This window comes from Stutzerimonas chloritidismutans (assembly GCF_038562055.1).
Taxonomy (GTDB): domain Bacteria; phylum Pseudomonadota; class Gammaproteobacteria; order Pseudomonadales; family Pseudomonadaceae; genus Stutzerimonas; species Stutzerimonas chloritidismutans_A.
Map to the genome: position 1 here is coordinate 39,958 of NZ_JBCFXD010000016.1, position 25,610 is coordinate 65,567.

The 25,610-nt window shown below is 61.2% G+C and carries 26 protein-coding genes; 9 read left to right on the forward strand and 17 right to left on the reverse strand.

The features are described 5' to 3' along the window. Positions 1-26 precede the first annotated feature (26 nt). From AAGW23_RS19210 to AAGW23_RS19245, 8 genes are all read right to left on the reverse strand, one after another. Positions 27-1,670, reverse strand: coding sequence for a methyl-accepting chemotaxis protein (locus AAGW23_RS19210; RefSeq protein ID WP_342407895.1), 1,644 nt, complete (start codon positions 1,668-1,670; stop codon positions 27-29). 309 nt (positions 1,671-1,979) lie between these two features. Next, entirely contained in the window at positions 1,980-2,471 is a 492-nt protein-coding gene (locus AAGW23_RS19215; protein ID WP_342407896.1) for a hypothetical protein, read from the reverse strand. Between the two features lie 40 nt (positions 2,472-2,511). Beyond that, positions 2,512-3,165 (reverse strand): DUF2238 domain-containing protein, encoded by a 654-nt coding sequence (locus tag AAGW23_RS19220; protein ID WP_342407897.1) that lies wholly within the window; start codon positions 3,163-3,165, stop codon positions 2,512-2,514. A 102-nt stretch (positions 3,166-3,267) separates the two neighbouring features. Then, entirely contained in the window at positions 3,268-3,711 is a 444-nt protein-coding gene (locus AAGW23_RS19225) for a ketosteroid isomerase-related protein (RefSeq protein ID WP_342407898.1), read from the reverse strand. Between the two features lie 85 nt (positions 3,712-3,796). Then, positions 3,797-5,194: an ATP-binding protein gene (locus AAGW23_RS19230; RefSeq protein ID WP_342407899.1), complete on the reverse strand. Its 1,398-nt coding sequence runs from the start codon at positions 5,192-5,194 to the stop codon at positions 3,797-3,799. Beyond that, positions 5,191-5,868: a response regulator gene (locus AAGW23_RS19235; protein WP_342407900.1), complete on the reverse strand. Its 678-nt coding sequence runs from the start codon at positions 5,866-5,868 to the stop codon at positions 5,191-5,193. The genes AAGW23_RS19230 and AAGW23_RS19235 overlap by 4 nt, the downstream gene beginning before the upstream one ends. An 82-nt stretch (positions 5,869-5,950) precedes the next feature. Then, positions 5,951-6,556 carry an outer membrane beta-barrel protein gene (locus tag AAGW23_RS19240; protein ID WP_342407901.1) on the reverse strand — a complete coding sequence of 202 codons (606 nt, stop codon included), beginning with the start codon at positions 6,554-6,556 and terminating at the stop codon, positions 5,951-5,953. A 135-nt stretch (positions 6,557-6,691) separates the two neighbouring features. Further along, positions 6,692-7,702 carry an SDR family oxidoreductase gene (locus AAGW23_RS19245; protein ID WP_342407902.1) on the reverse strand — a complete coding sequence of 337 codons (1,011 nt, stop codon included), beginning with the start codon at positions 7,700-7,702 and terminating at the stop codon, positions 6,692-6,694. Positions 7,703-8,043: 341 nt separating this feature from the next. Between AAGW23_RS19245 and AAGW23_RS19250 the strand changes: the two genes are divergently transcribed. After that, positions 8,044-9,195, forward strand: coding sequence for an acyltransferase (locus AAGW23_RS19250; RefSeq protein WP_342407903.1), 1,152 nt, complete (start codon positions 8,044-8,046; stop codon positions 9,193-9,195). Here AAGW23_RS19250 and csgH read toward each other — a convergent pair. The 5 genes from csgH to AAGW23_RS19275 all read right to left on the reverse strand — a co-directional run bounded on the left by csgH (position 9,181) and on the right by AAGW23_RS19275 (position 12,174). Then, positions 9,181-9,606 (reverse strand): curli-like amyloid fiber formation chaperone CsgH, encoded by a 426-nt coding sequence (gene csgH, locus AAGW23_RS19255; RefSeq protein WP_342407904.1) that lies wholly within the window; start codon positions 9,604-9,606, stop codon positions 9,181-9,183. The two genes, AAGW23_RS19250 and csgH, sit on opposite strands and share 15 nt — an antisense overlap. 22 nt (positions 9,607-9,628) lie before the next feature. Beyond that, a complete protein-coding gene (locus tag AAGW23_RS19260) occupies positions 9,629-10,558 on the reverse strand; it encodes a hypothetical protein (RefSeq protein WP_342407905.1) in 930 nt (309 codons plus the stop codon). Between the two features lie 31 nt (positions 10,559-10,589). Further along, positions 10,590-11,075 (reverse strand): curli production assembly protein CsgB, encoded by a 486-nt coding sequence (locus AAGW23_RS19265; protein ID WP_342407906.1) that lies wholly within the window; start codon positions 11,073-11,075, stop codon positions 10,590-10,592. Positions 11,076-11,191: 116 nt separating this feature from the next. Further along, positions 11,192-11,602 carry a CsgE family curli-type amyloid fiber assembly protein gene (locus AAGW23_RS19270; protein WP_342407907.1) on the reverse strand — a complete coding sequence of 137 codons (411 nt, stop codon included), beginning with the start codon at positions 11,600-11,602 and terminating at the stop codon, positions 11,192-11,194. Next, complete coding sequence (locus tag AAGW23_RS19275) at positions 11,590-12,174, reverse strand: helix-turn-helix transcriptional regulator (RefSeq protein ID WP_102837838.1); 585 nt, start codon at positions 12,172-12,174, stop codon at positions 11,590-11,592. Before AAGW23_RS19275 ends, AAGW23_RS19270 begins: the two co-directional genes overlap by 13 nt. Before the next feature lie 761 nt (positions 12,175-12,935). Here AAGW23_RS19275 and AAGW23_RS19280 point away from each other — a divergent pair. Beyond that, a complete protein-coding gene (locus AAGW23_RS19280; RefSeq protein WP_342407908.1) occupies positions 12,936-13,265 on the forward strand; it encodes a hypothetical protein in 330 nt (109 codons plus the stop codon). A 483-nt stretch (positions 13,266-13,748) separates the two neighbouring features. On the opposite strand, the gene serA is transcribed toward AAGW23_RS19280, so the two are convergent. Further along, positions 13,749-14,978 carry a phosphoglycerate dehydrogenase gene (gene serA, locus AAGW23_RS19285; protein WP_342407909.1) on the reverse strand — a complete coding sequence of 410 codons (1,230 nt, stop codon included), beginning with the start codon at positions 14,976-14,978 and terminating at the stop codon, positions 13,749-13,751. A 196-nt stretch (positions 14,979-15,174) separates the two neighbouring features. Here serA and AAGW23_RS19290 point away from each other — a divergent pair, with 196 nt between their 5' ends. The 3 genes from AAGW23_RS19290 to AAGW23_RS19300 all read left to right on the forward strand — a co-directional run bounded on the left by AAGW23_RS19290 (position 15,175) and on the right by AAGW23_RS19300 (position 18,266). Further along, positions 15,175-16,569, forward strand: coding sequence for an FAD-binding oxidoreductase (locus AAGW23_RS19290; RefSeq protein ID WP_342407937.1), 1,395 nt, complete (start codon positions 15,175-15,177; stop codon positions 16,567-16,569). 17 nt (positions 16,570-16,586) lie between these two features. Then, the gene (locus AAGW23_RS19295; RefSeq protein WP_342407910.1) at positions 16,587-17,252 is read left to right on the forward strand and encodes a fumarylacetoacetate hydrolase family protein; all 666 of its coding nucleotides are present in this window, start codon (positions 16,587-16,589) and stop codon (positions 17,250-17,252) included. 102 nt (positions 17,253-17,354) lie between these two features. Continuing rightward, entirely contained in the window at positions 17,355-18,266 is a 912-nt protein-coding gene (locus AAGW23_RS19300) for an SdiA-regulated domain-containing protein (RefSeq protein WP_342407911.1), read from the forward strand. Positions 18,267-18,388: 122 nt separating this feature from the next. On the opposite strand, the gene rpiA is transcribed toward AAGW23_RS19300, so the two are convergent. Continuing rightward, positions 18,389-19,060 (reverse strand): ribose-5-phosphate isomerase RpiA, encoded by a 672-nt coding sequence (gene rpiA, locus AAGW23_RS19305; protein WP_342407938.1) that lies wholly within the window; start codon positions 19,058-19,060, stop codon positions 18,389-18,391. Between the two features lie 174 nt (positions 19,061-19,234). Between rpiA and ilvA the strand changes: the two genes are divergently transcribed. After that, complete coding sequence (gene ilvA / locus AAGW23_RS19310; RefSeq protein ID WP_342407912.1) at positions 19,235-20,749, forward strand: threonine ammonia-lyase, biosynthetic; 1,515 nt, start codon at positions 19,235-19,237, stop codon at positions 20,747-20,749. A 21-nt stretch (positions 20,750-20,770) separates the two neighbouring features. Next, the gene (locus tag AAGW23_RS19315) at positions 20,771-21,211 is read left to right on the forward strand and encodes a DUF2269 family protein (protein WP_342407913.1); all 441 of its coding nucleotides are present in this window, start codon (positions 20,771-20,773) and stop codon (positions 21,209-21,211) included. Between the two features lie 8 nt (positions 21,212-21,219). Here AAGW23_RS19315 and AAGW23_RS19320 read toward each other — a convergent pair whose 3' ends face one another. Further along, positions 21,220-21,873: an HAD family hydrolase gene (locus AAGW23_RS19320; protein ID WP_319297558.1), complete on the reverse strand. Its 654-nt coding sequence runs from the start codon at positions 21,871-21,873 to the stop codon at positions 21,220-21,222. Positions 21,874-22,053: 180 nt separating this feature from the next. On the opposite strand from AAGW23_RS19320, the gene AAGW23_RS19325 reads away from it, so the two are divergent. Continuing rightward, the gene (locus AAGW23_RS19325) at positions 22,054-22,533 is read left to right on the forward strand and encodes an RNA pyrophosphohydrolase (RefSeq protein WP_102837835.1); all 480 of its coding nucleotides are present in this window, start codon (positions 22,054-22,056) and stop codon (positions 22,531-22,533) included. Positions 22,534-22,552: 19 nt separating this feature from the next. Beyond that, a complete protein-coding gene (gene ptsP, locus AAGW23_RS19330) occupies positions 22,553-24,826 on the forward strand; it encodes a phosphoenolpyruvate--protein phosphotransferase (protein ID WP_342407914.1) in 2,274 nt (757 codons plus the stop codon). On the opposite strand, the gene AAGW23_RS19335 is transcribed toward ptsP, so the two are convergent. Then, positions 24,823-25,602, reverse strand: a complete 780-nt coding sequence (locus AAGW23_RS19335; RefSeq protein ID WP_342407915.1) for an NRDE family protein — start codon at positions 25,600-25,602, stop codon at positions 24,823-24,825. The genes ptsP and AAGW23_RS19335 overlap by 4 nt on opposite strands. Between the last annotated feature and the right edge of the window lie 8 nt (positions 25,603-25,610).

Here is a 25,610-nt window from a genome sequence, read left to right on the forward strand (position 1 = left end):
CTCACTGATTCGTGACAGCTCCGGGGTCAGACCTCGAAGCGCCGAACTTGCTGGCTTAGCATGCCGCCGAGCCGGGCGAGCTCCACACTGGAGGCGGCCGTTTGTTCGGTTGAGGTGGCCGACTGGTCGGCGATATCGCGCACTCGGGTCACGCTGCGGCTGATTTCTTCCGCCACGGCGCTTTGCTCTTCGGCGGCCGTTGCGATCTGCTGCATCATCTGCTGGATGGCGGCGATCATGAGGGTGATGTCCGCCACCGCAGTGCCTGTGTCGTTGACCCCAGCCACCGTGCGCTCTGTCAGATCGCTGCAGCCCTGCATGGTAGTGGCGGATTCCGAGGCGATCCGCTGCAGCCCCTCGATCAATGGCTGGATTTCCACCGTCGCGTCCTGGGTTCGGCGTGCCAGCGTACGCACTTCGTCCGCGACCACGGCGAAACCGCGTCCGGCATCGCCCGCGCGAGCCGCCTCGATAGCGGCATTGAGGGCAAGCAAGTTGGTCTGATCGGCCACCGACTTGATGACATCCAGCACGCCGCCGATCCGCTCACTTTCGCTTTTCAAACGCGCCATCGCCGCGGTTGACTTACCCACTTCGTCGGCAAGCTGCTTGATCTGCACGACTGCCTGGCGTGCCGTCGCTTCGCCATTTTGCGCTTGCTGGTCAGCCGAGAGCGCCGCGCTGGCCGCTTCCTCGGAATTGCGCGCAACCTCAAGCACCGTTGCAGCCATCTCGTGAATCGCAGTGGCAACCTGATCGACTTCCAATTTCTGTGTCACCACGCCAGCGCTCGCTTGCTCAGTCGAGTGAGACAGCTCTTCGGCGGCGGACGAGATGGTTTCAGCAGACCGGCGTACCTGTCCGATCAGCTCACCAAGGCTACGCTGCATCTCGCCAAGCGACGCCATGACACTTCCCGCAGGCGCCTGCTCGATACCCGGCATGTTGCGCATGTCGCCAGAAGCGACTCGGCGGGCGGCAGCGGAAAGGTCGAGCGGCTCGGCACCGAGTGTGCGCAGCAGGCTACGCACGTTGCCGATGCCCAGACCGAGCGCGAGCAGTACGGCAATCAGGGAGGCCACAACCATCAGGTTGCGCTGGGTTTCGTATTCGCTGCGCTCGGCCGCCACCTCGGCGTTTGCGGCGCTTCGGCTGTGCGTCATATAGCGCTCGCCTGCGGCCAGCAACTGGCGCAGCAGCGGTATGCAATCTTGGTTGATCCGCACGATAGCTTCTTCGCGCTGCCCGGCTACGGCGCGCTCAACAATGTCCAGCGCCACCGGACCATAAAGGCTTTCTACGCGAGCAATCTCTGCAAACAGCTGTTTTTCTGCGCTGGCCTCGGCGCTCGTTGATCGAGATACGGCCGCGTTGAGGTCACGCAGATGGGTCTGAACATCGCGGTGTGCTTCTAGCACGGCGGCGTGCTCGAGTTTCAGATCTGCTTCTGAGGTGACCAGCACCAGGTTGCGGGCCGCAACAGCGCGACGTTGAGCCGCTATGAGCAGCGCGGAGGCCAACTCCTCGCGAGCGTTCACGCCCTCGACGTAGTCGGAAAAGGCCCGGTTGAACTTTGCAAGCTCAACGATGGCCAGGGCGGAGACCAGCAGGACGATGAGGGTAAGCGCTGCAAAGCTCAGGCCGAGCTTTAGTTTTACGGTTAGGTTCATGGCGTGCTCGCAGGGTGTGTGAGGCTCGTCCATGAACTGACTGTGCAAGCAGTGTGATGGCATTAAGGTATCATTGATACTGTACCTTGGTAGTAGGGTGTATAAGTCTCGTATAGGAGGGCTCGGCGTCGCTCACTAGGGTGAACGGCCTTTCGACGGATCGTGCTATCGAACTGCAGATTGCATTTATCAGTTGGTCATAAAGGGTTAAAAGAACATTGAGGCATTTGGCCTGATACACATAAAAAGGGTTGGAATACTATTGGCTATAAAAAGGCGCCGACGGCGCCTTGATTTGAAGCATTAACTTCAGACCGTGCCGAGTCCGGTGCGGTCGCTGCCGTCTTCGGCCACCAGTTGCCCGAGTGGAGTACGGTCGAAACCATCGTCTGCAACTTGATCGCTGAGCGGCGTGTAGTCGAAACCGTCTTCTGCAATCTGATCGCTTAGCGGAGTGAAATCGAAACCATCTTCTGCCAAATGCTCACTGATCGGCGTGCGATCGAAGCCGTTTTCTGAAACGACGCGGTCGGTGATGACGTGCTTGCGCACGGTTTCGGCGCCCTGCGCTTCACCCAAGATAGGTTGAGGATGGCTTGGCGGAATCGCAAAGGCAGTGGAAGCGACGCTGGCCAGAATCATACTTGCAACTAACGTTTTCATGAGAGTGTCCTCGGTAGTAATGGGTACAGGACCTATGCTACGAGCGAGGAAGCACGCGACAAACGTGAGCGTATCAATAGTACAAATCGACGGATGTGATACGTGGGAAACAGCCGCTTTATTAATTAACTCGGCCAATAATTAGTTTCGATTAAATCGATTGGTATGAGCTATTTATTTATCTCGCAGTCTGCCCTTGGATGGACGAGTGTATCGGTTGAGGCTTACCGATGGCGGCCATGCTGCGGTCGTGCAGATGCACCAACAGCGTCATGGCAGTCAGGCTGCCGAGCAGTGCGCAGAACATGTCGGCCTGGGTGTCCCACTGATCACCCTGCATGCCGAGAAAGGCTTCTGCCCCCTGACCAAGCGCCAGGGCCGCCGCCCATTCGACCAGTTCGTAAACGGCGCTGAGCATCATGGCCATGCTCACGCATACAAACGGCAACAGGTGCTTGCCATGAACCCGGTCCTTGCGCACCAGCAGTTCCCGTGCAATCAGGGCAGGCACAACGCCTTGAAAGAAATGCCCTATACGGTCGTAGTGGTTGCGACTGAGGTCCAGCCAGTCCTGCAGCCAGAAGCCCACGGGCACCCGGGCGAAGGTGTAATGGCCGCCCGCAATCAGTCCCAGCGCCTGAACTGCCAGCAACAGATACAGCAGGGACGAGAGCGGAAATCGTTGGTGGTTGTACACCAGCGCCGGCAGCAAGACGGCAACTGGTAGCACTTCCAGCAGCCAGGTGGTGCGGTCGTGCGGATCGATCGCCGATGCCAGCAAGGCCAGTACAACGAGACAAACCAGGGCTTTGAGCAACAGCGGGCGGTGCATTCAACCTGCCTTTTTCGGAATCGGGGCCTGTGCAATGGACCGCGAAACCGGGGCGATGACTGCTGAAGACTTGAACGGCCCCGTCCTGGCAGATCATTGCCGTCAGGGCAGGGCTTTCTCGGCGTAGGTGCGGGTCGCCAGCCCTAGCTGGGAGCGGAAGCTTTCCATGTCGAACATGGTGCAGATTTCGCGGATCTGCTGCCCGGGCGTCAGGGTCCAGAACGCCATGGCCGAAATGCTCAGGACTTTGTCGCTGGGCGGATAGCCGAGCGCGGGTGTTTCGATGGTGCCGATCAAGGTGCTCCAGGTAACCACCTTGTCGCCTTCGGCAACGCAGTCTTCGACGACCACTTCAAGATCCGGCATGGCAGTGCGGATTTGGGTGACCATCGCGGCAAAGGCGGGGCTGGCCATCGCGTGGCCAACGAAGGAGCTTTTGTAGAGGAAATCCTTGCTGTGCAGCTTCTCGGCCAGGGCCAGGTGTCCGCGGTTCCAGCTCAGGTCGATGTGCTGACGGACCAGCCGTTTGTTGTCGTCCAGTGACATCTGTCGCATCCGGTAGGTGGCTTGGCCAGGAACTGTAGCAGCGAGTACCCGCCGCTGGCATCCATCGTCAGGTCCCTTCGTCGGGTCAGTCGAGCGGCAGGTGTAGCCGGAACGCCGCGCCGCCCAAATCGGAATCATCCAGCCTGAGTTCTCCGCCGTAGCTGTCGATGATGTCCTTCACCACCGCCAGGCCGATGCCCTGGCCGGGATGCTGGGCGTCCAGTCGCTCACCACGACGCAAAATGCGCGCACGCTGGTCGACCGGGACGCCGGGCCCGTCGTCCTCGACACTCAGGACCAGATGCTTGCCGCTGTGGAGCAGGCTGATGCTTACGCGATGGAGGCAGAGCCGATAGGCGTTTTCCAGCAGGTTGCCGAGCAGCTCCATCAGCGCGCCCTGCTCCAGTGGCAGGGTGGCCTTGGCCGGAAGGTGCAGCTCGACCTGCACACGCTTGTCCTGATAGACCTTGTCCAGGGTGCTGCACAGTCTCACCAGCACAGGCTCCAGCGTCACCCGGTGGCGCACCAGGCCGCTTTGGCCGAGGCTTGCGCGTTGCAGCTGATAGCCGATCTGCTGGCTCATGCGCTCGATCTGGGCACGCATGACACGGGATTGTTCGCGGTTGTGAGGTTGGGTGCTGATCACTTCACCAACGCTCTGCAGCACCGTCAGGGGCGTTTTCAGGCTGTGGGCCAAATCCCCGAGCGAATTGCGGTATTGCTCTCGCTGGCGCCGCTCGCCATCGAGCAAGCGGTTCAGCGAGCGGGTCAGACGCAGCAGTTCTCGCGGGTGTTGGTCACTGAGCCGGTCCAGCCGGCCCGTCTCGACCTGGTCCAGCTCGTGGCTCAGGCGCTTGAGCGAACGAAAACCCCATGTCAGCCCCAGCCAGAGCAGCGCGAGCAATACCAGCAGGCCGCCGCCGAGCCACAGGTAGAGCTGTTGCCGGAATTCCTCGAACAGGCTGCGGTATTCACGGGTGGGCTGCATGGTGACGAAGCTGAATGCCTTGCGTTGGTCGTTGTTCAGCCGCAGCTCGACGTCGTAGACGAAGTATTCGGCGCCTTCAGCGTCGCGTGCCCGCAGGAATTCGGTGACATCGCCTTTCAGGCGTGGCTGATAATCGATGGACTCATCCTCGGCCGAGCGTGACTGCCAGAGCCGCTTGCCTTGCGGGTCGTAGATGTAGCCCAGCAGCCTGGCATCGGGCAGATCGAACTCTTCGTCGGGCAGCCGCTCCGGCATCAGCAGCTGGCCGGCTTCGATACGCGACGCGGTGATCAACGTATTGGCATCGGCGGCCAACCGCTCTTCGATAACGCGTTCAAAGGCGAGGCTGAAGGCCGCCTGCAGCACTGGCAGCAGGGCAAGCATGAACAGGATGGCAAGGCAGGTGGCACCCAGCATCAGGCGCAGGCGCAACGACAGGCTGCCGTTGCGGGTGGCCCGAGCCAGTACGCGCCAGTGACGCCAGCGCAAGCTCATCGGCAGCGCTCGGTGAACAGATAACCCAGGCCTCGCACGGTATCGATGGGTTTGATCCCGCCATGGGCTTCAAGCTTGCGCCGCAAACGCCCGACCAGCACTTCGATGACGTTGGCGTCGCGCTCGTTGTCATCCGGGTAGAGCTGCTCCATCAATCGCTCCTTGGCCACTACTTGCTGCTGATGACGCATCAGGTATTCAAGAATGCGGTACTCGAAGGCGGTCAGCGGCATGGGCTCGTCATTGACCAGCGCCTGCTTGCGGTTGAGGTCGAGCTTTAGCGGGCCGGCCTCGATATTTGCCTGGGTAAAACCTGACGAGCGTCGCAGCAACGCGTTGAGCCGCGCCTCCAGCTCCTCGAATTGAAAGGGTTTGACGACGTAGTCGTCGGCGCCGGCAGCCAGTCCTTCCACCTTGTCCTGCCAGTTGCCGCGCGCGGTGAGGATGAGAATGGGGAAGCGCTCGCCATTGCTGCGCAGCTGCCGAATCAGATCCAGGCCGGAGATGCCCGGCAGGCCGAGATCCACCACCGCCAGGTCATGATTGAATTCGCGGGTCTGGTACAGCGCCCCTTCGGCATCGGCTACCGCATCGACCACGTGCCCGCTTTCGCTAAGGCGAGTCAGTAGGTGGTGGCGCAGCAGCGCCTCGTCTTCCACCACCAGCACTTTCATGTGCGGCTCCTATCATGCAAACGGCCGGGACGATCCCGGCCGTGTTCCTGTTGGTGCTAGCCTGCGGCTAGGTACCGTCTGCTTAGAACTTGTAGTTCACGCCCAGGTAGGCCTGCTTGGTGCTATGCAGGTCGATGGAACCAACCTTGCCTGCGCCTCGCTCGGCGACTTCGGTACCGGCGTTGCTGCGCAGGTAGCGGTAGCCCGCTTCGATCGATGTGTTGTGGCCGACGTCTTGCAATACACCGGCTTGCAGACCGACGAGATAGCCGATATCGCTGTCGCGGCTGTAACCGCTGGACTCGTTCTCGAGCTTGGTCAGACCGGCGCTGGCCCCACCGAACAGACGGGTTGTTTCGCCGACCGGGAAGAACAGGTCGTAGCTGCCGATCAGGTTCTGCTGACGCAGCTTGAGCGAGCTGCCGTAGTCGTCTGAGACGTTTTCGTAGGTCGCATAGTAGCGCGCCTCTTCAGTCATCTGACCGGCACGGATGCCCCAGGTGCCACTGTTCTTGATGGTGTCATCGAAACGATTCGCGCCCGGCATATTCTGCTTCAGGGTGCTGGAGCGGTCGATGTTGACGGTGCTTTTACCCCAGGTAAGGCCGGCAAAATTGTCGGCGGCTTGGGCGCCGAGGCTGAAGACGCTGAGGGTGGCGGCGATGGCCAGGGAATGCAGCTTGTTCATGTGTCGCTCCTTTGCAGGCGTGGAAAATTCACGTCTTCATCCTGCCTGCGCCCCACTGAACGGCGCCTGAACCCTGGCTGAACCTGAGCTGAACGATCATGCATTTGGCGCAGCCTGGGCTGCGCCAGCGATTGGCTAGCGTCCCCTGCGGCCCAATAGCGCGACCAGTGCGGCCGCGCTTACCGCCACGGCGGCGGTGGTCGCGACCGGATGCTGCGAGGCGCGGGTGTACAGGCTGCGAGCCAGCGTCCTGCCTGGGTAGTTGCCGCTGGCGCTGCCGTCGCCTGCACGGCCGACATCGCTGTCATGCAATGCGCCGCGAGGATGTCGATCCGGGCGGCCGCTCTTGAGGCTGTCGTAGACAAAGGTGCGGTTCACCCAGTCAGCCAGGCGCGGTGCGTTTTGCGCGAGCCGCGAGAGCAGTTTGGCATTGCCGATGTAGACGTCGCGCTGCGGATGTTCGGCAGCATGGAGAATCGCGTGGGCGACTACCTCGGGTGCATAGACCGGTGGCGGAAACACCGGCGCGCTGGGCAGGTAGTTCTTGGAATGGTCCATGAACTGGGTGTCGGTCGAAGAGGGGCGTACCAGGGTCACCGATACCGGTGTGCGCGACTTCTGCAGCTCGACGCGCAGCACCTCGGTCATCGCTTTGATCGCGTGCTTGCTGGCGCTGTAGCTGCTGTGGAGGGGCAGGGCATTGGCCGACTCGACACTGCCGATGTTGATCAGCGCACCGCCTTTGTCGCGCAGGTGCTTCACGGCGATGGAGGAACCATAGTGCGTGCCCCAGAAGTTGGTCTGCATCACCTGATGGTGATCTTCGTCGCTGACCTCGTCGAAGCGGCCCCAGACCGAGCTGCCGGCGTTGTTGATCCAGGTATCAAAGCCACCGAAGCGCGAGATCGTCTCGCTGGCGACGCGTTCCAGCTGCGCCCGCTCGCCGACGTCGGCCATGACGTGAAGGACGCGATTACCCGCATTAAGCTCACGCTCGATTTCGAACAGCGCTGCTTCGTTACGCGCCACCAGCACCACGCGTGCGCCCTTTTCGATGGCGAGGCGGGCCGTGGCCAGGCCGATACCGCTCGAAGCGCCGGTAATAACGATGACCTGCTCATGCAAGGGTTTAAGAGAAATGCGCATCGGGTCTCCTCGAATAGCGGCGATGGGGGTGGGCTCGGTAGAAGCCTCGGCCCCGCTTCCGGTTCCGGGCAGGCGATGGATGGCAGCACGGGTGGGGGCTGGAAGCAGACCGTCGCAGCGGGTTGAGCGAGAGGCAGGACGCTGACCGGATTACTTCCGGTCTCTCCGATCGGCGATGGCTCGGAATAAATATGTACAAATGTTTCAAATCCCTCGGAACTCTTTTGATGGCCAATTGCTCTCAACTTCGCTTGGGAGATTCCTCCCGCATCCCCCATTGATCTAGACGCCGGCATTAGTATTGTGCAGCGGTGTGGCTCGATATCGAGCAAGGTGCAGGAATGAAACGCTTTGTTGTGCTGGATAGTTTTCGCGGTATCTGTGCGGTTGCGGTGGTGCTGTTCCATACCCAGATCTTGTTGAGTTTTTCTGAACTGAGTTTCTTCCGGCACGCCGACTTGTTCGTCGAGTTCTTTTTTGTTCTTAGCGGCTTTGTGATGTTTCACGCCTACGGCGGACGCGAGTTCGGCCCCGGTGTGCTCAGGCGATTCATTATCAGCCGCACCTTTCGGCTGTATCCGTTGCACCTGCTGATGCTGCTGGTCTTCATTGGCCTGGAGTTCGGCAAACTCTGGGCAGAGCACCACGGGTTCTCCTTCAACGATGCGGCCTTCACTGGCAAGACGGCGCCTGGCGAAATCCTGCCCAACGCCCTGCTGCTGCAGAGCTGGATCGGCGACTTCAACAGCCTGTCGTTCAATACGCCGGCCTGGAGCATCAGCATCGAGTACTACCTGTACATGGTGCTGGGAATGGTGCTGCTGGCAATGCCACGGTACTGCGGACAGATCCTGGCCCTGGCAGCGCTGGTGTCCTTCGCGGCGCTGTATGTCGAGCTGGACGTGATCAAACCCTTCATCTGGCGCGGCGCTTCCTGCTTCTTTGCCGGGGCGCTGACCTATCAGCTCTACCAGAAGCTGGAACCGGCCATCAGCCGCCTTGAAGACCGGCTGTTCTTCAGCGTGCTCGAGCTGCTTTGCCTGTTGCTGGTGTACCGCACTCTGACTCATGAAACGCCGCATCAGGGCATCATCGCCAGCTTACTGTTCTGTGGGGTGGTGCTGGTTTTCGCCGGCGAGCGCGGCGCGGTTTCGCAGTTGTTGCAGCGCCGCGGTTTCGCCCGACTGGGAGAGTTGTCCTTTTCGATCTACCTGACCCATGCCGCGGTCATCTTTGCTTTCACCAGTGCGGCGGTGGTGCTGTCAAAGCTTTCTGGCACCGAATACACCACGATTCTGCAGCAGCCAGGAAGCGAGCAGATCATGCGCTACATCAGCAGCGGTAGCGCCGTGGTTGACGACCTGCTCACTCTGCTCGAACTGGGAATAGTGTTGGCGATATCGAGCCTGACGTACCACTACGTGGAGCTGAAGGGCATTGAGCTGGGGCGACGGTTTGCACATCACGAGTCGCGACAGCTATCGCAGGTTTGAATCGGTCCTGGCGACCATGCTCTCCGCTGCCGGCGACTGGCGAGGGGCCGGCGTTGGTGAGCCGGCGGGTTCGGTGGACGGGTAGCTCTGGTGCAAGGGTGTTTGCTCTTCACCGTCGATGGTCCAGGTGACAGTTGCCTCGATATGGCTGTCAGGCGCCACGCCCAGCCAGTTGTTCAGCGGACATTGGGCTCGGGGGGCGCTGGTCAGCTCGCCTGATTGGCGGCTGCGACTGGTGCCGGCGCGACCTTGGGCGCGCACCTCCAGGTGATAGCTGAGCTTGTGGGCTTCGGCACTGCTGAAGCACAGCCGCAGGTTCAATCTGTCGGCCTCAGGCACTAGCTCCAGGCGAGCGTCAACCGGGACGGAGGCAGAGGCTAACAGCATGGAGGCGAGGGTCGCGGTGAGCATAAGCGAAGGCCAAGGGAGGGGATTACTGTTGGGTAACGGTGGCCATGTTGCCGGTCCCCGTCTGGGAGATGACTGCGTTCATGAGCTCAGCGTTCTGAGTGATCGAAGCCTGGTTTGCCATGCCGACCTGGTTGATGCGGGCCTCGCTGTAACCGGCTAGCTGGTTGATGGCTGCAATGTTGTCATCGCCTGACTGCACGACGCTCGCCTGGTTGCCGTCGTACCGTTGCACCACCTCGACACTGTTGCCGTTTCCGGTTGAGGATCCTCTGAACGCATTGCTACGCCCGCTCTGCTCAACTGTCAGCAGGTTGTCGTCGCCAACCTGATTGAACTCGACTTCCCCAAACAGGTTGTACTGCGAGATCGTCGCGGTGTTCAGGTTGCCGTTCTGGGCCAGCTTGATAGTGCCGGCATCGCCTTGCTCAATGCTCGCCAGGTTTTCATCACCTACTTGGTAAAGCGCCAGCGTGGTGCCATGGTAGATGCCGTACTGATCCAGGGTGACCGAATTGTTGTTGCCAATCTGATACGCCTCAGCCTGAGCAAGCCCCTGCTGGGTAGCGGAAATGAGGTTGTTATCACCAATACTGCTGAGCTGCAGGTCATTGGCATACCAGGTCTGCTCGACCTCGGCGCGATTGCCCGCGCCCTCTTGATAGATGCTCGCGGTGGCAAAATGACTGTCCGGTTCCTGATAGATCGTGGCCTCATTGCTGCTACCAATTTGCACGAGGCTTGCCTGGTTCGCCTCGGCCATATCGCGCTGAAAGATCGCGCCGCTGTTGGCCGTTCCGTTCTGCCGGATGGTTACCTCGTTCAGCACGCCCGCCTGATCAAGTGTGGCGTCATTGTCGTTGCCGGTCTGCACGAGTTTGGCGTTGTTGTCGGCATGGGCGCCAACGGCGACAGACAGCAGAGCGGCTGACGCGAGGAGATGCAGACTGCGCATAGGGTTACCTTTTAATTAGCGATGCTGGTGATTAGCGATGCTGGACGATCTGGACGCTTTGGCCGCTGCCGTATTGGGTGACACTGCTGCTCAGGCCGCTGCCGATCTGTTCGATGCTGGCAGCGTTGTCTGAGCCAATCTGAGCAATCGCGGCCTGGTTGTCGTTGCCGATCTGGCTGATGTCGGCCAGGTTGCCCTCACCGATCTGCAGAATGGCTGCGATCTGGTTTTCGCCCTGCTGAAGAATGAAGGCCTGCTGGTCGCTGCCTTGTTGCACGATGTTCGCCAGCTGAGCCGTGCCGGTCTGGCTTACGTCGGCCAGGTTGTCGCTGCCTGTTTGCAGCACCCGCGCGACCTGCATGTCGGGCCGCTGCCATGCGGCCCCCGCCGGACTGGCGAGGCTCAACGAGCCGTCTGCGAGATCCCCGTTGTCCATCAGGTCGGCCGCATGAGCCGCATGACCGGTGAGCAGAAAGGCGGCGAGAAAGCCGCGGCGCAATAGGGCTAGACGATCCATGCAGGCACCTCGAGGTAGTGCTTGGATTCTTGTCTGCAGGCCGGGTGCTGAACATCCATCGAACGGTGCAAAACAAGCGCTACGTGATGAGTGGGATGGATTAAGTCTTCGGCTGCTCACAACTCGCCCCGGTCCATGTCGAACGTGTCCTGGAGCAGGTTCTGCAGCTTGCTGCGGTTGACCTCTTCCAATATCAGCTGGGCGGCTTGGGTAGCGATGTCCTCTATCTCCGCTACGTTGGGCTGCAAAAATCGCCGATAGACGGTGAGCTGTCCGTATTCCACCCAGACCAAGCTGCCCCAGCGCGCCGAGGGGCGTTCGCGCACCACTAGATCGCCTTCAAGCGCGCTGGCGTCCTGCAATTGGAAGCTGAGGTAGCGGTGAAAATCATGGCCGAAGCGGGTGATGGTGTTGTCGATGATCAGCCCACTCAGCTCGGCCTCGCCCTGCGCCTGGCTGAGCGGCTCCTCGGCCTGGAGGGGGCCAGCCAGGCTCAGCAGCAACAGGCACAGCGTCAGGCGTGGCACGACTCGGACCAATCCAGCCGGCCGCGAAGCAGAAAGGCCGCCTCGGCCCGATTGGACGCGCCAATCTTGCGCAACAGGTTATGGATGTGGCTCTTGATGGTATGCGGGCTCAGGCACAGCTGTTCGGCGATCTCGGCATTCGACAGGCCTTTGCCGGCCAGGCTGAGAATTTCTCGCTCGCGCAACGTCAGCGACGGTTTGCTGCCAGCAAGTTGGCGCATGCGTCGCCATTGGCTGAGCAGCCGTTCGGTCAGAACCCGAGGAAGCCAGTCGCCACCGTCCAGCAGTACTTGAATGCCGTCGAGCAGGTGCTCGCGCGTGGCATGACTGTAAAACACGCCACGGATGGTGGGGTGCTTATCGACCAGCTGCTCGGCCTGTTCTGGCGCAATATTGACCAGCGCAACGGGCGTCTGCTCATCAAGCTGATCAAGCAGCGTTGAAAGTTGCTCGGTCTGGCTGTTTCCCGAGTCGAGTAGATAGAGATCGGTGCTGCCCGGAACGATTTTCTCGAGCCGCGCCAGGGCCACCTCTAGCTGAGCCTGCTCACCAAGAAAGTGTTTGAAGAACAGTCCCAGTAGTTCATTGCCAGTCAGCAGGGTGACAGTAGGCCGGTTACGTTCCCGGTGGGTGAAATCCGCTTCGTCCATGTTCAATCCTTGGTCTGGGGTGCCGTTATGCTGCATAGAAAAGTTACTAAACGACCGGCCAGAAATGACGAAGTTCAGCGTTCCCGTTGGGATTAGGCCGGCATCTGCGCGCTGAGGATGACAACCCGACAGACGGTTAGATAAGCGGCTTGGCGGACCGAATGATCCATGTCGAGTCAATCACCCGTTCGATGGAGCCTGCATCTGTCCCCTCGCACGAACCGCCAGTGCGCGCTTCGCTCACAGGTCTGCTGCTCCGGTGTGGTACGGATCCCTTTAAGATCTGCTATGGGGTGAAGATCAGCTGGTCGTTAAACCTGCGATCATGGCGCTGCCTATCAGCTTCGCCTTCTGGCACAGCCTGCTGCAGCTGTCTGGAAGGCCCGCCCCAATGCTGCATGAAGATGTCCAGCCGATCACCGGCTCGTCTGCAGCGTCATCGACCGTGAGTGGTAGTTCGCGACCACGTTCGCCATTACAAACCGCTGTGCAGCGGCCGAGGTGAGGACGAAAAGATGGCCGATGAACGGTTGTGTCCTAGCCTGGCGACCAATGGCGCTATGTCCGCGAGGCCCGCCGCACAAGGCCTCCAGCGCTTCTGAAAGATCCTGTCATGCGGCAAGTGAAATTTATTTCCACCGCCATTGCCGTAATAGGTGAACCCCTTGAACTGGAGAGCGATCATGCAAACGACCAAGCTCGCCGCGCTGACACTGGCCGGCCTGATGTCTGCCTCTGCTTTTGCTGGCACTACTGATAACGGCGCCATGCACGATAAGGACGCTTACGATTCGAAGAGCAGTGCCATGAAAAGTGGCACTCATGACGGCAAGATGGGTGGGGATCATGACGACACCATGATGGATGGTAAAACCACCGACGATACCGACCGCACCGGATTGACAACCGGTGCGGGCACCACGGTTGATGGTGAAACGGCAGGCCCTGGTACTGAGACAGGTACCGGTGTCGGCAATACCACCGCTACCGGAAACAGCGCCACTGGCAATTGACTTGCCGTCGCAGCTAGATGAAAAGCCCCGGCCCTGTCCGGGGCTTTTTCTTGCGCAGCCGCCAGCGCCCGCCGTCGCGGCTGGCCGCAACCTGCTACCGATTGGGCGACGATCATGTTCACACGCGTCTGGTTATGCGCTTCGCTACTGATGGCAGCGCCAATGGCGATCGCCGCCGGAACCGGCCCGACGCAGCCGGAAGGGCTCGCGAGCATCCGTTGCAATCACGTGAGCCACGCCAGGGCGTGATCGAGGGAGAATGGAGTCAGGGCCAGGCACGACCGCCAACGCTGGAGTCGCTGCCTGAGGCGCCTCCGGTTAGCCCTGTTGGGAGCCCGTCGCAACCCGTTCGGCCAGGCTCTCGCTGGAGCGAGAATCGCGACCCCGCCTCCAACTGATCAAACGATGCGGATCTGTTTCAGCCCATGCGGCAAACGAAAACGGGAGGCCTGAGCCTCCCGTTCGGTCCCGCGAGTGATGTGTTTAGAACAGTACGCGGCTGCGGATGGTGCCGTTGACGTGCTGGAGCTTTTCCAGCGCCAGGTCGGAGTATTCCTTGTCCACGTCGATCACCACGTAGCCGACCTTTTCGTTGGTCTGCAGGAACTGACCGCAGATGTTGATGCCGTTGTCGGCGAAGACCTTGTTGATCTCGCTCATCACGCCTGGGATGTTCTCGTGGATATGCAGCAGGCGGTGCTTGCCCGGATGCGAGGGCAGGGCGACTTCAGGGAAGTTGACCGAGGAAACCGAGGTACCGTTGTCGCTGTACTTGACCAGCTTCTCCGCGACTTCCAGGCCGATGTTGGCCTGTGCTTCGGCAGTCGAGCCGCCGATGTGCGGGGTCAGGATCACGCGATCAAGACCACGCAGGGGGCTCTCGAATTCGTCGTCATTGGACTTGGGCTCAACCGGGAACACGTCGATGGCAGCGCCGATCAGGTGCTCGTCCTTGATCGCGGCGGCCAGGTGATCCAGCTCGACCACGGTGCCGCGAGCCGCGTTGATCAGGATGCCGCCCTTCTTCATGGAGCGGATTTCCTTCTCGCCGATCATCCACTGGGTGGACGGCAGCTCGGGAACGTGCAGCGAAACGATGTCGCACATGCCCAGCAGCTCGTACAGCGAGCCAATCTGGGTAGCATTGCCCAGCGGCAGCTTGGTCACCACGTCATAGAAGAAGACCTGCATGCCGAGGCTCTCGGCGAGCACCGACAGCTGCGTGCCGATGGAGCCGTAACCGATGATGCCCAGCTTCTTGCCGCGAATCTCGAACGAGTTGGCCGCAGACTTAATCCAGCCGCCGCGGTGGCAGGAGGCATTCTTCTCGGGGATGCCGCGTAGCAGCAGAATGGCTTCGGCCAGCACCAGTTCGGCCACTGAACGGGTGTTGGAGTAGGGCGCGTTGAACACCGCGATCCCGCGCTCACGGGCGGCGTTGAGGTCGACCTGATTGGTGCCAATGCAGAAGCACCCTACGGCGATCAGCTTCTGCGCCGCGTCGAAGACTTCTTCGGTGAGCTGGGTGCGCGAACGGATGCCGATGAAATGGGCGTCGGCGATCTTCTCCTTCAGCTCCGCATCGGTCAGCGCGGTCTTGAGGTACTCGATGTTGGAGTAGCCGGCGGCCTTGAGGGTGTCGACAGCGTTCTGGTGCACGCCTTCGAGAAGAAGGAACTTGATCTTGCTCTTGTCGAGAGAGGTCTGGCTCATCTGCATTAAAACCTTAAGGCCGGAGGGTAGGACGAAGTGTCCAGCGAAGGCTGGCCGACCCGGTATCAGCGGTGTCGGGAGCTGCCGAGGCACGTTTCAAAAGGGTGCGTATGCTAGCATACAGCCCCCTCGAAACACCCCTGTCCTGAGCTGAAGCGTGCTCAGGGTGACCATGAATCGAATGAGAGTTCCCATGATGACCGATCTCGCCCTGATCGACGAGCTGAAGACCCTGGTCGAGCCTGGCAAGGTGCTGACCGATGCCGATTCGCTGAATACCTATGGCAAGGACTGGACCAAGCAATACGCCCCGGCACCCTCGGCCATCGTGTTTCCGAAGACCGTCGAGCAGGTGCAGGCGATCGTGCGCTGGGCCAATGAGCGCAAGGTCGCGCTGGTGCCATCTGGCGGCCGGACCGGTCTCTCTGCCGCGGCGGTCGCCGCCAACGGTGAGGTGGTGGTCTCCTTCGACTACATGAACCAGATTCTCGAATTCAACGAGATGGATCGCACCGCTGTCTGCCAGCCGGGCGTGGTTACCGCGCAGCTGCAGCAGTTTGCCGAAGACAAGGGACTCTACTACCCGGTAGATTTCGCCTCGGCCGGCTCCAGCCAGATCGGCGGCAACATCGGCACCAATGCCGGCGGTATCAAGGTGATTCGCTACGGCATGACCCGAAATTGGGTGGCGGGGCTTAAGGTGGTGACCGGCAAAGGCGATCTGCTTGAACTGAACAAGGACCTGATCAAGAACGCCACCGGCTATGACCTGCGCCAGCTCTTCATCGGTGCCGAAGGCACGCTGGGCTTCGTCGTCGAGGCGACCATGCGCCTGGAGCGCCAGCCGACCAACCTGACTGCGCTGGTGCTGGGCACGCCGGACTTCGAGTCGATCATGCCGGTGTTGCACGCTTTCCAGGACAAGCTGGACCTGACCGCCTTCGAATTTTTCTCCGACAAGGCACTGGCCAAGGTGCTCGCCCGTGGCGACGTGCCGGCACCGTTTGAAACCGATTGCCCGTTCTACGCGCTGCTGGAGTTCGAAGCCACCACCGACGAACGCGCCGATCAGGCGCTGGCGACCTTTGAGCACTGTGTCAACGAAGGCTGGGTGCTCGATGGCGTGATGAGCCAGAGCGAGCAGCAGCTGCAGAACCTATGGAAGCTGCGCGAGTACATTTCCGAGACCATCAGCCACTGGACGCCGTACAAGAACGACATCTCGGTGACCATCGCCAAGGTGCCGGCTTTCCTCAAGGAAATCGACGCCATCGTCGGTGAGCATTACCCGGATTTCGAGATCGTCTGGTTCGGTCATATTGGTGACGGCAATCTGCACCTGAACATCCTCAAGCCGGATGTGATGGACAAGGATGAGTTCTTCGGCAAGTGCGCCACCGTCAACAAGTGGGTGTTCGAAACCGTACAGAAGTACAACGGTTCGATCTCCGCGGAGCATGGCGTGGGCATGACCAAGCGCGACTACCTCGAGTACAGCCGCTCGCCGGTGGAAATCGAGTATATGAAGGCGGTCAAGGCTGCCTTCGATCCGAACGGCATCATGAATCCGGGCAAGATCTTCGCTGTTTGAACAGACAGGAACCCTCCATGACCTACAAGCATCAGTACACCGACGGCACGACCATCCACTACCCGCTGGGCAAGGTCGTCTGCATCGGCCGAAACTACGCCGAGCACGCTAAAGAACTGAATAACCCGGTGCCGACCGAGCCATTGCTGTTCATCAAGGCCGGCAGCTGCACAGTGCCGCTGGACAGTGGCTTCAGCATTCCAGCGGACCGTGGCGCTGTGCACTACGAGGCGGAAATTGCCGTGCTGATCGGCAAGCCGCTGTCGCGCAAACCCAACGAAGAGGAGGTTCGCGATGCGATCTCCGGTTTCGCTCCCGCCCTCGACCTGACCCTGCGCGATGTGCAGGCCAAGCTGAAGGAGAAGGGTCACCCGTGGGAGATCGCCAAGAGCTTTGACGGCGCCTGCGTGCTGGCACCCTTCGTGCCGGGCGATGCGGTGGGTGACCTCGGCGACATCGGTATCCGCCTGACCATCAACGGTGAAGTCCGTCAGGACGGCAACAGCAGCCAGATGCTCAATGCCATCCTGCCGCTGTTGCAGCACATTGCCGGGCACTTCAGCCTGCAGCCTGGCGATGTCGTGCTGACCGGCACGCCGGCGGGGGTCGGGCCTCTTAATCAGGGCGACGAGCTGGTAGTTGAGCTGGTCGGGTTGTCGCGCTTCGAGAGCCGCGTGCTTTAACTTGCGTAGGAGCCGGGTACGCCTGACGTATCCGGCCCGCAGCGCTCTATCCTCCCTGTGAAGGTCATGCTGTAATCGCACGCTCTTCCTGGGTCTGCCTACATGCCTGAGTCTGCCGTCCGACGTTCCCGCCTCCGCCTGTTTCTCTACCTTTCGCTATTTCTGACCATTGCAATGGCCTTGCTGACTGGCTGGATGCTGCATTGGAACGACCAATTGAAGCTCTACTGGCAGGAGCAAACTGTCGATGCCAGCGCCCGCGCGGCGAGCATCTGGTTGCCGGACTATGAACTGGCGCTGGAGACCACCTTGTCTGGCCTCGAGGAAGACGAAACCTCAGGCCTGACCTGGAACGCAGAGACCGGGACGCTGTTCACCGTCACCGGACAAAACCCCCAGCTCGTGGAATTCTCCCCCGGCGGCGTGGTGCTGCGGCGCATCACTCTGACCGGATTCTCTGATCCTGAGGCGGTCGAAGCCCTGAATAACGGACAGCTCGGTATCGTTGATGAGCGGCGCCGGCTGGTTGCGGTGTTCCGGCTGGCGCCGGGGGTGGAGAGCCTTGATCTCGAGGATCTTGCTACCTATGACCTGGGTTTCGACGGTGCCGGAAACAAAGGGTTTGAAGGACTGGCCTGGAATCCGCGCACTCAGCGCATGTTGCTGGCCAAGGAGCGCGATCCGCAGGGCTTGTTCGAACTGCCCTTCCCTGGAGAAGACGGCGCGGCAGGCGCCCTCGAGTCGCTCCCTGCTCAGCCGCTGCTGGTACGCGATATCTCGTCGGTAGCCATCGACCCGCGTACCGGGCATACCCTGATGCTTTCCGACGAATCGCGTCTGCTGGTCGAGCTTGATTTGCAGGGCCGGCCGCGCAGCTTCATCAGCCTGCTGGGCGGGCTCAATGGTCTGGTGGAGGGCATCGACCAGGCTGAAGGGGTCGCCATGGACGGGCAAGGCAACATCTACGTCGTAGCGGAGCCGAACCGCTTCTATGTGTTTAGTCGGCGACGCTGACCTTTGGTCCGGATCGCCGGAGCATGGCTACTCCCATCAAAAGTGATCGGCGATCACTAGCAGCGCCGGATGCGGGCTCTGGGTGGCGCGCACCGATCTGATCGATGCCTGCAGCGAAAGGGTCAGCGCTTGAGCGTCTGCACTCCGTCCTTTGTGCCCAGCAGCAGGACATCGGCCGGACGGGCGGCGAACAGCCCGTTGCTGACCACGCCCACGATGTTGTTTATCTGTGCTTCGACATCCGGGGCGAAGCCGATCATGAGGTTGTGCACGTCAAGGATGACGTTGCCGTTGTCGGTCACCACACCCTCGCGGTAGACAGGGTCCCCGCCCAGCTTGACCAGTTCGCGTGCGACGTGGCTGCGAGCCATCGGAATGACTTCCACCGGCAGGGGAAACTCGCCAAGGCGCTCGACCAGCTTGCTGCCATCGGCGATACAGATGAAGGTGCGGGCCACTGCCGCGACGATCTTCTCGCGGGTCAGGGCTGCGCCGCCGCCCTTGATCAACTCCAGATGGCTGTTGGTTTCGTCGGCACCGTCGACGTAGAACTCCAGGTCCGCTACGGAATTCAGGTCATAGACCGGAATGCCATGACTTTTCAGGCGCTCGGCGGTGGCGTCGGAACTGGCTACGGCGCCGTCGAAGAATCCTTTGTGCTTGGCCAGCAGATCGATGAAGAAGTTGGCGGTAGAGCCGGTGCCAACGCCGACGATGCTGCGGTCGGTGAGCTGCGGCACGATGAGGTCGACAGCGGCCTGGGCAACGGCCTGCTTGAGTTGATCCTGGGTCATGGCGTAAAGGTCCGGTCGGTAAGTAAGTCGTGGGGCGAGAGTATAGCGGGGGCTCATCAGCGGGTCTTGCCTGCCGAGACTGTACGGCTGTTTTGTGCGCGGATTGCCGGTGGTCGCGGCGTTTTTCGCGGAGTAGACTCGTCTGCCCCGCAATGCCCGCCAAGATAGCTCACGATGCTCGAACAGTACGTCAAGAAGATCCTCACCTCGCGCGTCTATGACGTTGCGGTGGAAACCCCGTTGCAGCCTGCCCGCCAGCTCTCTGAGCGGCTGGGTAATCAGATTTTGCTGAAGCGCGAAGATCTGCAGCCGGTGTTCTCCTTCAAGATTCGCGGTGCCTATAACAAGCTGGCACAACTGTCCCCCGAGGAGCTGGCGCGTGGTGTGGTTACTGCGTCTGCCGGCAACCATGCCCAGGGTTTGGCCCTGGCGGCGCGCGAACTGGGCATCAAGGCAACCATCGTCATGCCGCGCACCACACCGGAACTGAAGGTGCAGGGCGTGCGCGCGCGTGGCGGCAAGGTGGTACTTCACGGGGATGCCTTTCCCGAGGCGCTGGCCTACTCGCTGAAACTGGTCGAGGAGAAGGGCTACGTCTATATCCATCCCTATGATGACCCGCATGTGATTGCGGGGCAGGGCACGGTGGCGATGGAAATCCTGCGCCAGCATCAGGGCCAGCTTGATGCGGTCTTCGTGCCGGTGGGTGGGGGCGGCTTGATCGCCGGCGTCGCTGCGTACATCAAATACCTTAAGCCAGACATCAGGGTCATCGGCGTAGAGCCGGACGATTCCAATTGCCTACAGCAGGCGATGGCGGCGGGCGAGCGTGTGGTGCTGCCGCAGGTGGGCTTGTTCGCCGATGGGGTGGCGGTGGCGCAGATCGGTCAGTACACCTTCGACATCTGCCAGCACTACGTGGATGAAGTGATCACGGTCAGCACCGATGAAATCTGTGCCGCGATCAAGGACATCTACGACGATACCCGCTCCATCACCGAGCCAGCAGGTGCCTTGGCAGTGGCCGGTATCAAGCGCTATGTGGAGCGCGAGGGCATTGAACATCAGGTGCTGGTCGGCATTGATTCCGGCGCCAATGTGAACTTCGATCGCCTGCGCCATGTGGCCGAGCGCGCCGAGCTGGGCGAGAAACGTGAGGCGATCATCGCGGTGACCATCCCCGAAGAGCCTGGCAGCTTCAAGGCCTTCTGCGAGGCCATCGGCAAGCGCCAGATCACCGAATTCAATTATCGCTACCACGAGGATCGGGAGGCGCACATCTTCGTGGGTGTGCAGACCCATCCGGAAAATGACCCGCGGACGGCCTTGGTGGATGGGTTGCGGGCGAAAGGTTTCCCCGTGCTTGATCTCACTGACAACGAACTGGCGAAGCTGCACACCCGGCACATGGTCGGTGGGCACGCGTCCGGCGTCAGTGACGAGGTGGTCTATCGGTTCGAATTTCCGGAGCGTCCGGGGGCGCTGTTCAACTTCCTCAACAATCTCGGCGGGCGTTGGAACATTTCGATGTTCCACTATCGCAATCACGGCGCGGCTGACGGGCGCGTGGTTGCCGGCCTGCAGGTACCTGCCGAAGACCGTCACCTGTTACCAGCTGCACTGGACAAGATCGGCTATCGCTACTGGGACGAAACAGACAATCCGGCTTACCAACTTTTTCTCGGCTGACCAGCCGTACCGCGGGGATCGATGGAACATTATCAACTGCTGAGCATGACCCACGCCGCTCTGGCGATTCTCCTCACGCTGGGGCTGATTGCTCACATCATCATGCTGTGGAAAGCCTGGCGGCGAGCCGACCCGGTGGTGCTGCAGAACAAGCTGCGCCGCACCCGGTTGATGTCGCTGCCATTGCTGGCGGTGTTTGCCTTGTTGCTTCCGGTCACCGGCTGGTGGCTGGCGCACCTGGCCGGATTTCCGCTCGGCCAGCTGTGGTTGCTGGCCAGCTCGGTGCTGTTCCTTGTCCTGGTGCCGCTGGGGCTGCTGCTCGGCGGCCGCCTGCGTGCCTGGCAAGCGCTGGGCGATACCCCAGCGCCCGCGCGCCTGCCGCGCTTTGCCCTGGTTTACGCGGGTCTTATCCTGCTGATACTGATCGCCATCATGGGGCTGATGGGCGCCAAGCCGGTCTAGCGCCGAGTTCAGCGCAGGCTGATGATGCGCCAGCCGCGTTGCTCGGCAATGCCCCTCAAGGTGGGGTCCGGATCGACCGCTACCGGATGGCTAACGCGCTCCAGTAGCGGCAGGTCGTTGCGCGAGTCGCTGTAGAAATAGCTGTCATCCAGGCTCTGGTCATTTTCCATGAGCCAGCGTTCGATGCGCGTCACCTTGCCCTCCTGAAAACAGGGCACGTCGGTCAGCCGACCCGTGTAGCGTCCCTCTTGCATCTCACACTCGGTAGCCAGCAGCGTATCGACGCCCAGGCGCTTGGCGATTGGCCCGGTGATGAAGCGGTTGGTGGCGGTAATGATTACTACCCGGTCGCCTGCTTCATGATGCTGACGCACCAGTGCCTCGCCCTTGGCTAGGACGATCGGCTCGATGTGGTCGCGCATGAACTCGGCGTGCCACTGCTGCAGTTGCGGCATCTCGCTGCGGCCCAGCAACTCCTGGCAGAAGTTCTGATACTCCAAAACATCCAGCGCGCCGGCCAGGTAGTCTTGATAAAAGGCATCGTTGCGGGCGCGATACGCCTCGGCGTCGACCAGACCGCGCTGGCAGAGGAATTCGCCCCAGGCGTGGTCGCTGTCACCGGCCAGGAGGGTGTTATCAAGATCGAAAAGAGCCAGGCGCACGCTGCGTTCCTCGGGGGATAAAGGGAGGGTGAAGCATAGCGGGATCGTTCGATGGATGGCAGCCGGCAAGCGTTCGGATCGAGGATCGGAGCAGGTAGATCAATGGCTTCCATGCGCGCTTTCTGCTTTTCACGTTTTTGTGGAACAATGCCGCGATATGCGTTTGCGAGGTTGTATGCCGTGATCGACTCCGATGGTTTTCGCCCCAATGTCGGCATCATCCTGACCAATGATGTCGGGCAAGTGCTGTGGGCCCGGCGGATTAATCAGGATGCCTGGCAGTTTCCGCAAGGCGGAATCAACCCGCGAGAGACGCCGGAGGAGGCGCTCTTTCGTGAGCTGAACGAAGAGGTCGGCCTGGAAGAGCAGGACGTCAAGATTCTCGCCTGCACGCGTGGTTGGCTGCGCTATCGCTTGCCTCAGCGGCTGGTACGTACTCATAGTCAGCCGCTGTGTATCGGTCAGAAGCAGAAATGGTTCTTGCTGCGCCTTACCGGTGCCGAAGATCGGGTCCGTATGGATCTGACCGGCAAGCCCGAGTTCGACGGCTGGCGCTGGGTCAGTTACTGGTACCCGTTGGGGCAGGTGGTCACCTTCAAGCGCGAGGTTTACCGTCGCGCCTTAAAAGAACTCGCTCCGCGCCTCCTGGCGCGGGACTGACGGGAGAAAGCCCCTGAGCATGCTCGGCACGCTGCGCAAGATCGTCCAGGAAGTAAACGCTGCCAAGGACCTCAAGGCGGCCTTGGGCATTATCGTGCTGAGAGTTAGGGCGGCCATGGCCAGCCACGTCTGCTCGGTCTACCTGCTCGATCCCGAATCCGGGCGTTTCGTCCTGATGGCCACCGAGGGCCTGAACAAAAAGGCCATCGGCAAAGTCAGCATGGCCCCGAACGAGGGTCTGGTCGGTTTGGTTGGCACGCGCGAGGAGCCGCTCAACCTGGAGCATGCGTGTGAACATCCGCGCTATCGCTATTTCGCTGAAACCGGCGAAGAACGCTACGCCTCCTTTCTCGGCGCACCCATCATCCACCACCGGCGGGTGATGGGTGTTCTGGTCATTCAACAGAGAGAGCAGCGCCTGTTCGACGAGGGTGAAGAAGCCTTCCTCGTTACTATGAGTGCGCAGCTCGCCGGTGTTATCGCTCATGCCGAGGCGACCGGTTCTATCCGCGGCCTCGGCCGGCAGGGCAAGGGCATCCAGGAAACCCGCTTTATCGGTATCCCCGGTGCGCCTGGCGCGGCAGTGGGTACGGCGGTCGTCGTTCTGCCGCCCGCCGACCTCGATGTGGTGCCGGATAAGACGATTGAAGACATTCCGGCCGAGCTGGTGTTGTTCGAGGCTGCGCTCGAAGCGGTGCGAGCGGATATGCGTGCGCTGTCCGAAAAGCTTGCGACCCAGATGCGCAAGGAAGAGCGCGCGCTGTTCGACGTCTACCTGATGATGCTGGATGATTCGGCGCTCGGCGGCGAGGTGTCCAAGGTCATCCGCACGGGCCAGTGGGCCCAAGGCGCGCTGCGTCAGGTCGTCAGCGACCACGTCGGCCGTTTCGAAATGATGGACGATGCCTACCTGCGCGAGCGCGCCTCGGACGTCAAGGACATCGGCCGGCGCCTGCTGAGTTATCTGCAGCAGGCGCGCCAGCAGACCCTGACCTACCCGGACAACACCATCCTGGTCAGCGAGGAACTGTCTCCAGCGATGCTGGGCGAGGTGCCTGAAGGCAAGTTGATGGGCATGGTGTCGGTGCTGGGTTCGAGCAACTCACACGTGGCGATCCTGGCGCGGGCCATGGGTATCCCCACGGTGATGGGGGCGGTTGACCTGCCATATTCGAAGGTCGACGGCATCGAACTGATCATCGACGGCACCCGTGGCGAGATCATCACCAACCCGGCCAAGGTCCTGCGCGAGCAATACCTGGTTCTGGCCGAGCAGGAGCGGCAGCTGTCCGAAGGGCTCGACGTGCTGCGCGAGCTGCCTTGCGAGACCACCGATGGTTTGCGCATCCCGCTGTGGGTGAATACCGGCTTGCTCGCCGATGTGGTGCGCGCGCAGGAGCGCGGGGCCGAAGGCGTCGGTCTGTACCGCACCGAAGTGCCCTTCATGATCAAGGAGCGCTTCCCCAGCGAAAAGGAGCAGATGGCGATCTATCGCGAGCAGCTGCAAGCCTTCCACCCGCTGCCGGTGACCATGCGCAGCCTCGACATCGGCGGTGACAAAAGCCTGCCGTACTTCCCGATAAAGGAAGAAAATCCCTTCCTCGGCTGGCGCGGGATCCGCGTCACACTCGACCATCCGGAAATCTTTCTGCTGCAGACCCGCGCCATGCTCAAGGCAAGCGCCGGGCTGAACAACCTGCGCATTCTGCTGCCAATGATCTCCGGGACGCGCGAGCTGGAAGAGGCGCTGCACCTGATCCACCGCGCCTGGGGTGAGGTGCGTGATGAAGGCACCGACGTCGAAATGCCGCCCGTGGGGGTGATGATCGAAGTGCCGGCGGCGGTCTACCTGACCCGCGAGCTGGCGCGTCAGGTGGACTTCATCTCGGTGGGCTCCAACGACCTGACTCAGTATCTGCTGGCCGTAGACCGCAATAACCCTCGGGTTGCCGATCTGTACGATTACCTGCATCCCGCCGTGCTCGAAGCGCTGCAGCGGGTCGTCCGAGAGGCGCACGATGAAGGCAAGCCGGTCAGCATCTGCGGTGAAATGGCTGGCGATCCGGGCGCAGCCATCCTGCTGCTGGCGATGGGCTTCGACAGCCTGTCGATGAATGCCACCAACCTGCCCAAGGTGAAGTGGATGCTGCGTCAGATCAGTTCGGTCACGGCGCGTGAGCTGCTGGCCAAGGTGATGAAGATGGACAGCCCGCAGGTCATCCACGCCACGGTACAGCTGACCCTGCGCAATCTCGGTCTGGATCGCATGGTCAATCCGTCTGCGGCCATCTAATCCAACGTCTTCGCGGGCTGAGTTATCGTGGGCGGCAGGTTTATCTCTGTTTCACCGGTCGGGCCCTTCGCGTCGAAACGGCGCTCGGTCATGCTCGTGGAACCGTCCGCGCGGCGGACCAATACGGTGATGGCGCGGGTGCCATAGTCCGGACTGGCGATAAACGCGCTCGACAGCAGTTTCTCCATCTCATGCGAGATGCCAGTAGTGGGCAGTTCGGCATCCGCGGCGGGCCGAGCGTCGCTCATGATTTCTAGCAGCCGCTCGCGCTCCGGCGTGCCGAGGCAGGCCTCTAGCGCCGAGCGTGTGCTCAGCAGCTTTGGCCAGGGCGTATCCAGCGCTGCATTGGAAAGACCGTAGACGCCTGGCGTTAGAGGGCGAGGCGTTCCTTCCTTTGAATTGAGATACCAGAGCTCGCTGAGATTCCCGACCAGCAGGTTGAAGCCGGAATAGTGACCGAGACTGCGGGTCAGCTCCTCCAGATAGTCCGCCGGCGATTGCGCACCCCGCAGGAAGCGTTCGGGCAGTTCGCCTCGTGAGCGCTCGCCGAGAGGGGAGGCGGGCGCACGGATATTGGTCAGCGCAGCGAAGCGTCCATCCGTGGTTACACCCATCCAGGTGCCGCCTGCCTGCAGGTCGCGACCGGCTACGACCTGCGGCGCGTCGTCCCAATGCCCCAACGGCAGACTGGGGCGCACATGAAATTCGTCACGGTTGGCGGCGACGATCAACGGCTGTGCATGGCCTGGGCGCCAGGCGAATACGATCAAGCACATGAGAAACC

Excerpts from the sequence above, each read along its gene's own strand:
- AAGW23_RS19210 (WP_342407895.1), bottom strand. The coding sequence starts at position 1,670 with ATGAACCTAACCGTAAAACTAAAGCTCGGCCTGAGCTTTGCAGCGCTT.
- AAGW23_RS19220 (WP_342407897.1), bottom strand. The coding sequence starts at position 3,165 with ATGCACCGCCCGCTGTTGCTCAAAGCCCTGGTTTGTCTCGTTGTACTG.
- AAGW23_RS19225 (WP_342407898.1), bottom strand. The coding sequence starts at position 3,711 with ATGTCACTGGACGACAACAAACGGCTGGTCCGTCAGCACATCGACCTG.
- AAGW23_RS19230 (WP_342407899.1), bottom strand. The coding sequence starts at position 5,194 with ATGAGCTTGCGCTGGCGTCACTGGCGCGTACTGGCTCGGGCCACCCGC.
- AAGW23_RS19235 (WP_342407900.1), bottom strand. The coding sequence starts at position 5,868 with ATGAAAGTGCTGGTGGTGGAAGACGAGGCGCTGCTGCGCCACCACCTA.
- AAGW23_RS19240 (WP_342407901.1), bottom strand. The coding sequence starts at position 6,556 with ATGAACAAGCTGCATTCCCTGGCCATCGCCGCCACCCTCAGCGTCTTC.
- AAGW23_RS19245 (WP_342407902.1), bottom strand. The coding sequence starts at position 7,702 with ATGCGCATTTCTCTTAAACCCTTGCATGAGCAGGTCATCGTTATTACC.
- AAGW23_RS19250 (WP_342407903.1), top strand. The coding sequence starts at position 8,044 with ATGAAACGCTTTGTTGTGCTGGATAGTTTTCGCGGTATCTGTGCGGTT.
- csgH (WP_342407904.1), bottom strand. The coding sequence starts at position 9,606 with ATGCTCACCGCGACCCTCGCCTCCATGCTGTTAGCCTCTGCCTCCGTC.
- AAGW23_RS19260 (WP_342407905.1), bottom strand. The coding sequence starts at position 10,558 with ATGCGCAGTCTGCATCTCCTCGCGTCAGCCGCTCTGCTGTCTGTCGCC.
- AAGW23_RS19265 (WP_342407906.1), bottom strand. The coding sequence starts at position 11,075 with ATGGATCGTCTAGCCCTATTGCGCCGCGGCTTTCTCGCCGCCTTTCTG.
- AAGW23_RS19280 (WP_342407908.1), top strand. The coding sequence starts at position 12,936 with ATGCAAACGACCAAGCTCGCCGCGCTGACACTGGCCGGCCTGATGTCT.
- serA (WP_342407909.1), bottom strand. The coding sequence starts at position 14,978 with ATGAGCCAGACCTCTCTCGACAAGAGCAAGATCAAGTTCCTTCTTCTC.
- AAGW23_RS19290 (WP_342407937.1), top strand. The coding sequence starts at position 15,175 with ATGACCGATCTCGCCCTGATCGACGAGCTGAAGACCCTGGTCGAGCCT.
- AAGW23_RS19295 (WP_342407910.1), top strand. The coding sequence starts at position 16,587 with ATGACCTACAAGCATCAGTACACCGACGGCACGACCATCCACTACCCG.
- AAGW23_RS19300 (WP_342407911.1), top strand. The coding sequence starts at position 17,355 with ATGCCTGAGTCTGCCGTCCGACGTTCCCGCCTCCGCCTGTTTCTCTAC.
- rpiA (WP_342407938.1), bottom strand. The coding sequence starts at position 19,060 with ATGACCCAGGATCAACTCAAGCAGGCCGTTGCCCAGGCCGCTGTCGAC.
- ilvA (WP_342407912.1), top strand. The coding sequence starts at position 19,235 with ATGCTCGAACAGTACGTCAAGAAGATCCTCACCTCGCGCGTCTATGAC.
- AAGW23_RS19315 (WP_342407913.1), top strand. The coding sequence starts at position 20,771 with ATGGAACATTATCAACTGCTGAGCATGACCCACGCCGCTCTGGCGATT.
- ptsP (WP_342407914.1), top strand. The coding sequence starts at position 22,553 with ATGCTCGGCACGCTGCGCAAGATCGTCCAGGAAGTAAACGCTGCCAAG.
- AAGW23_RS19335 (WP_342407915.1), bottom strand. The coding sequence starts at position 25,602 with ATGTGCTTGATCGTATTCGCCTGGCGCCCAGGCCATGCACAGCCGTTG.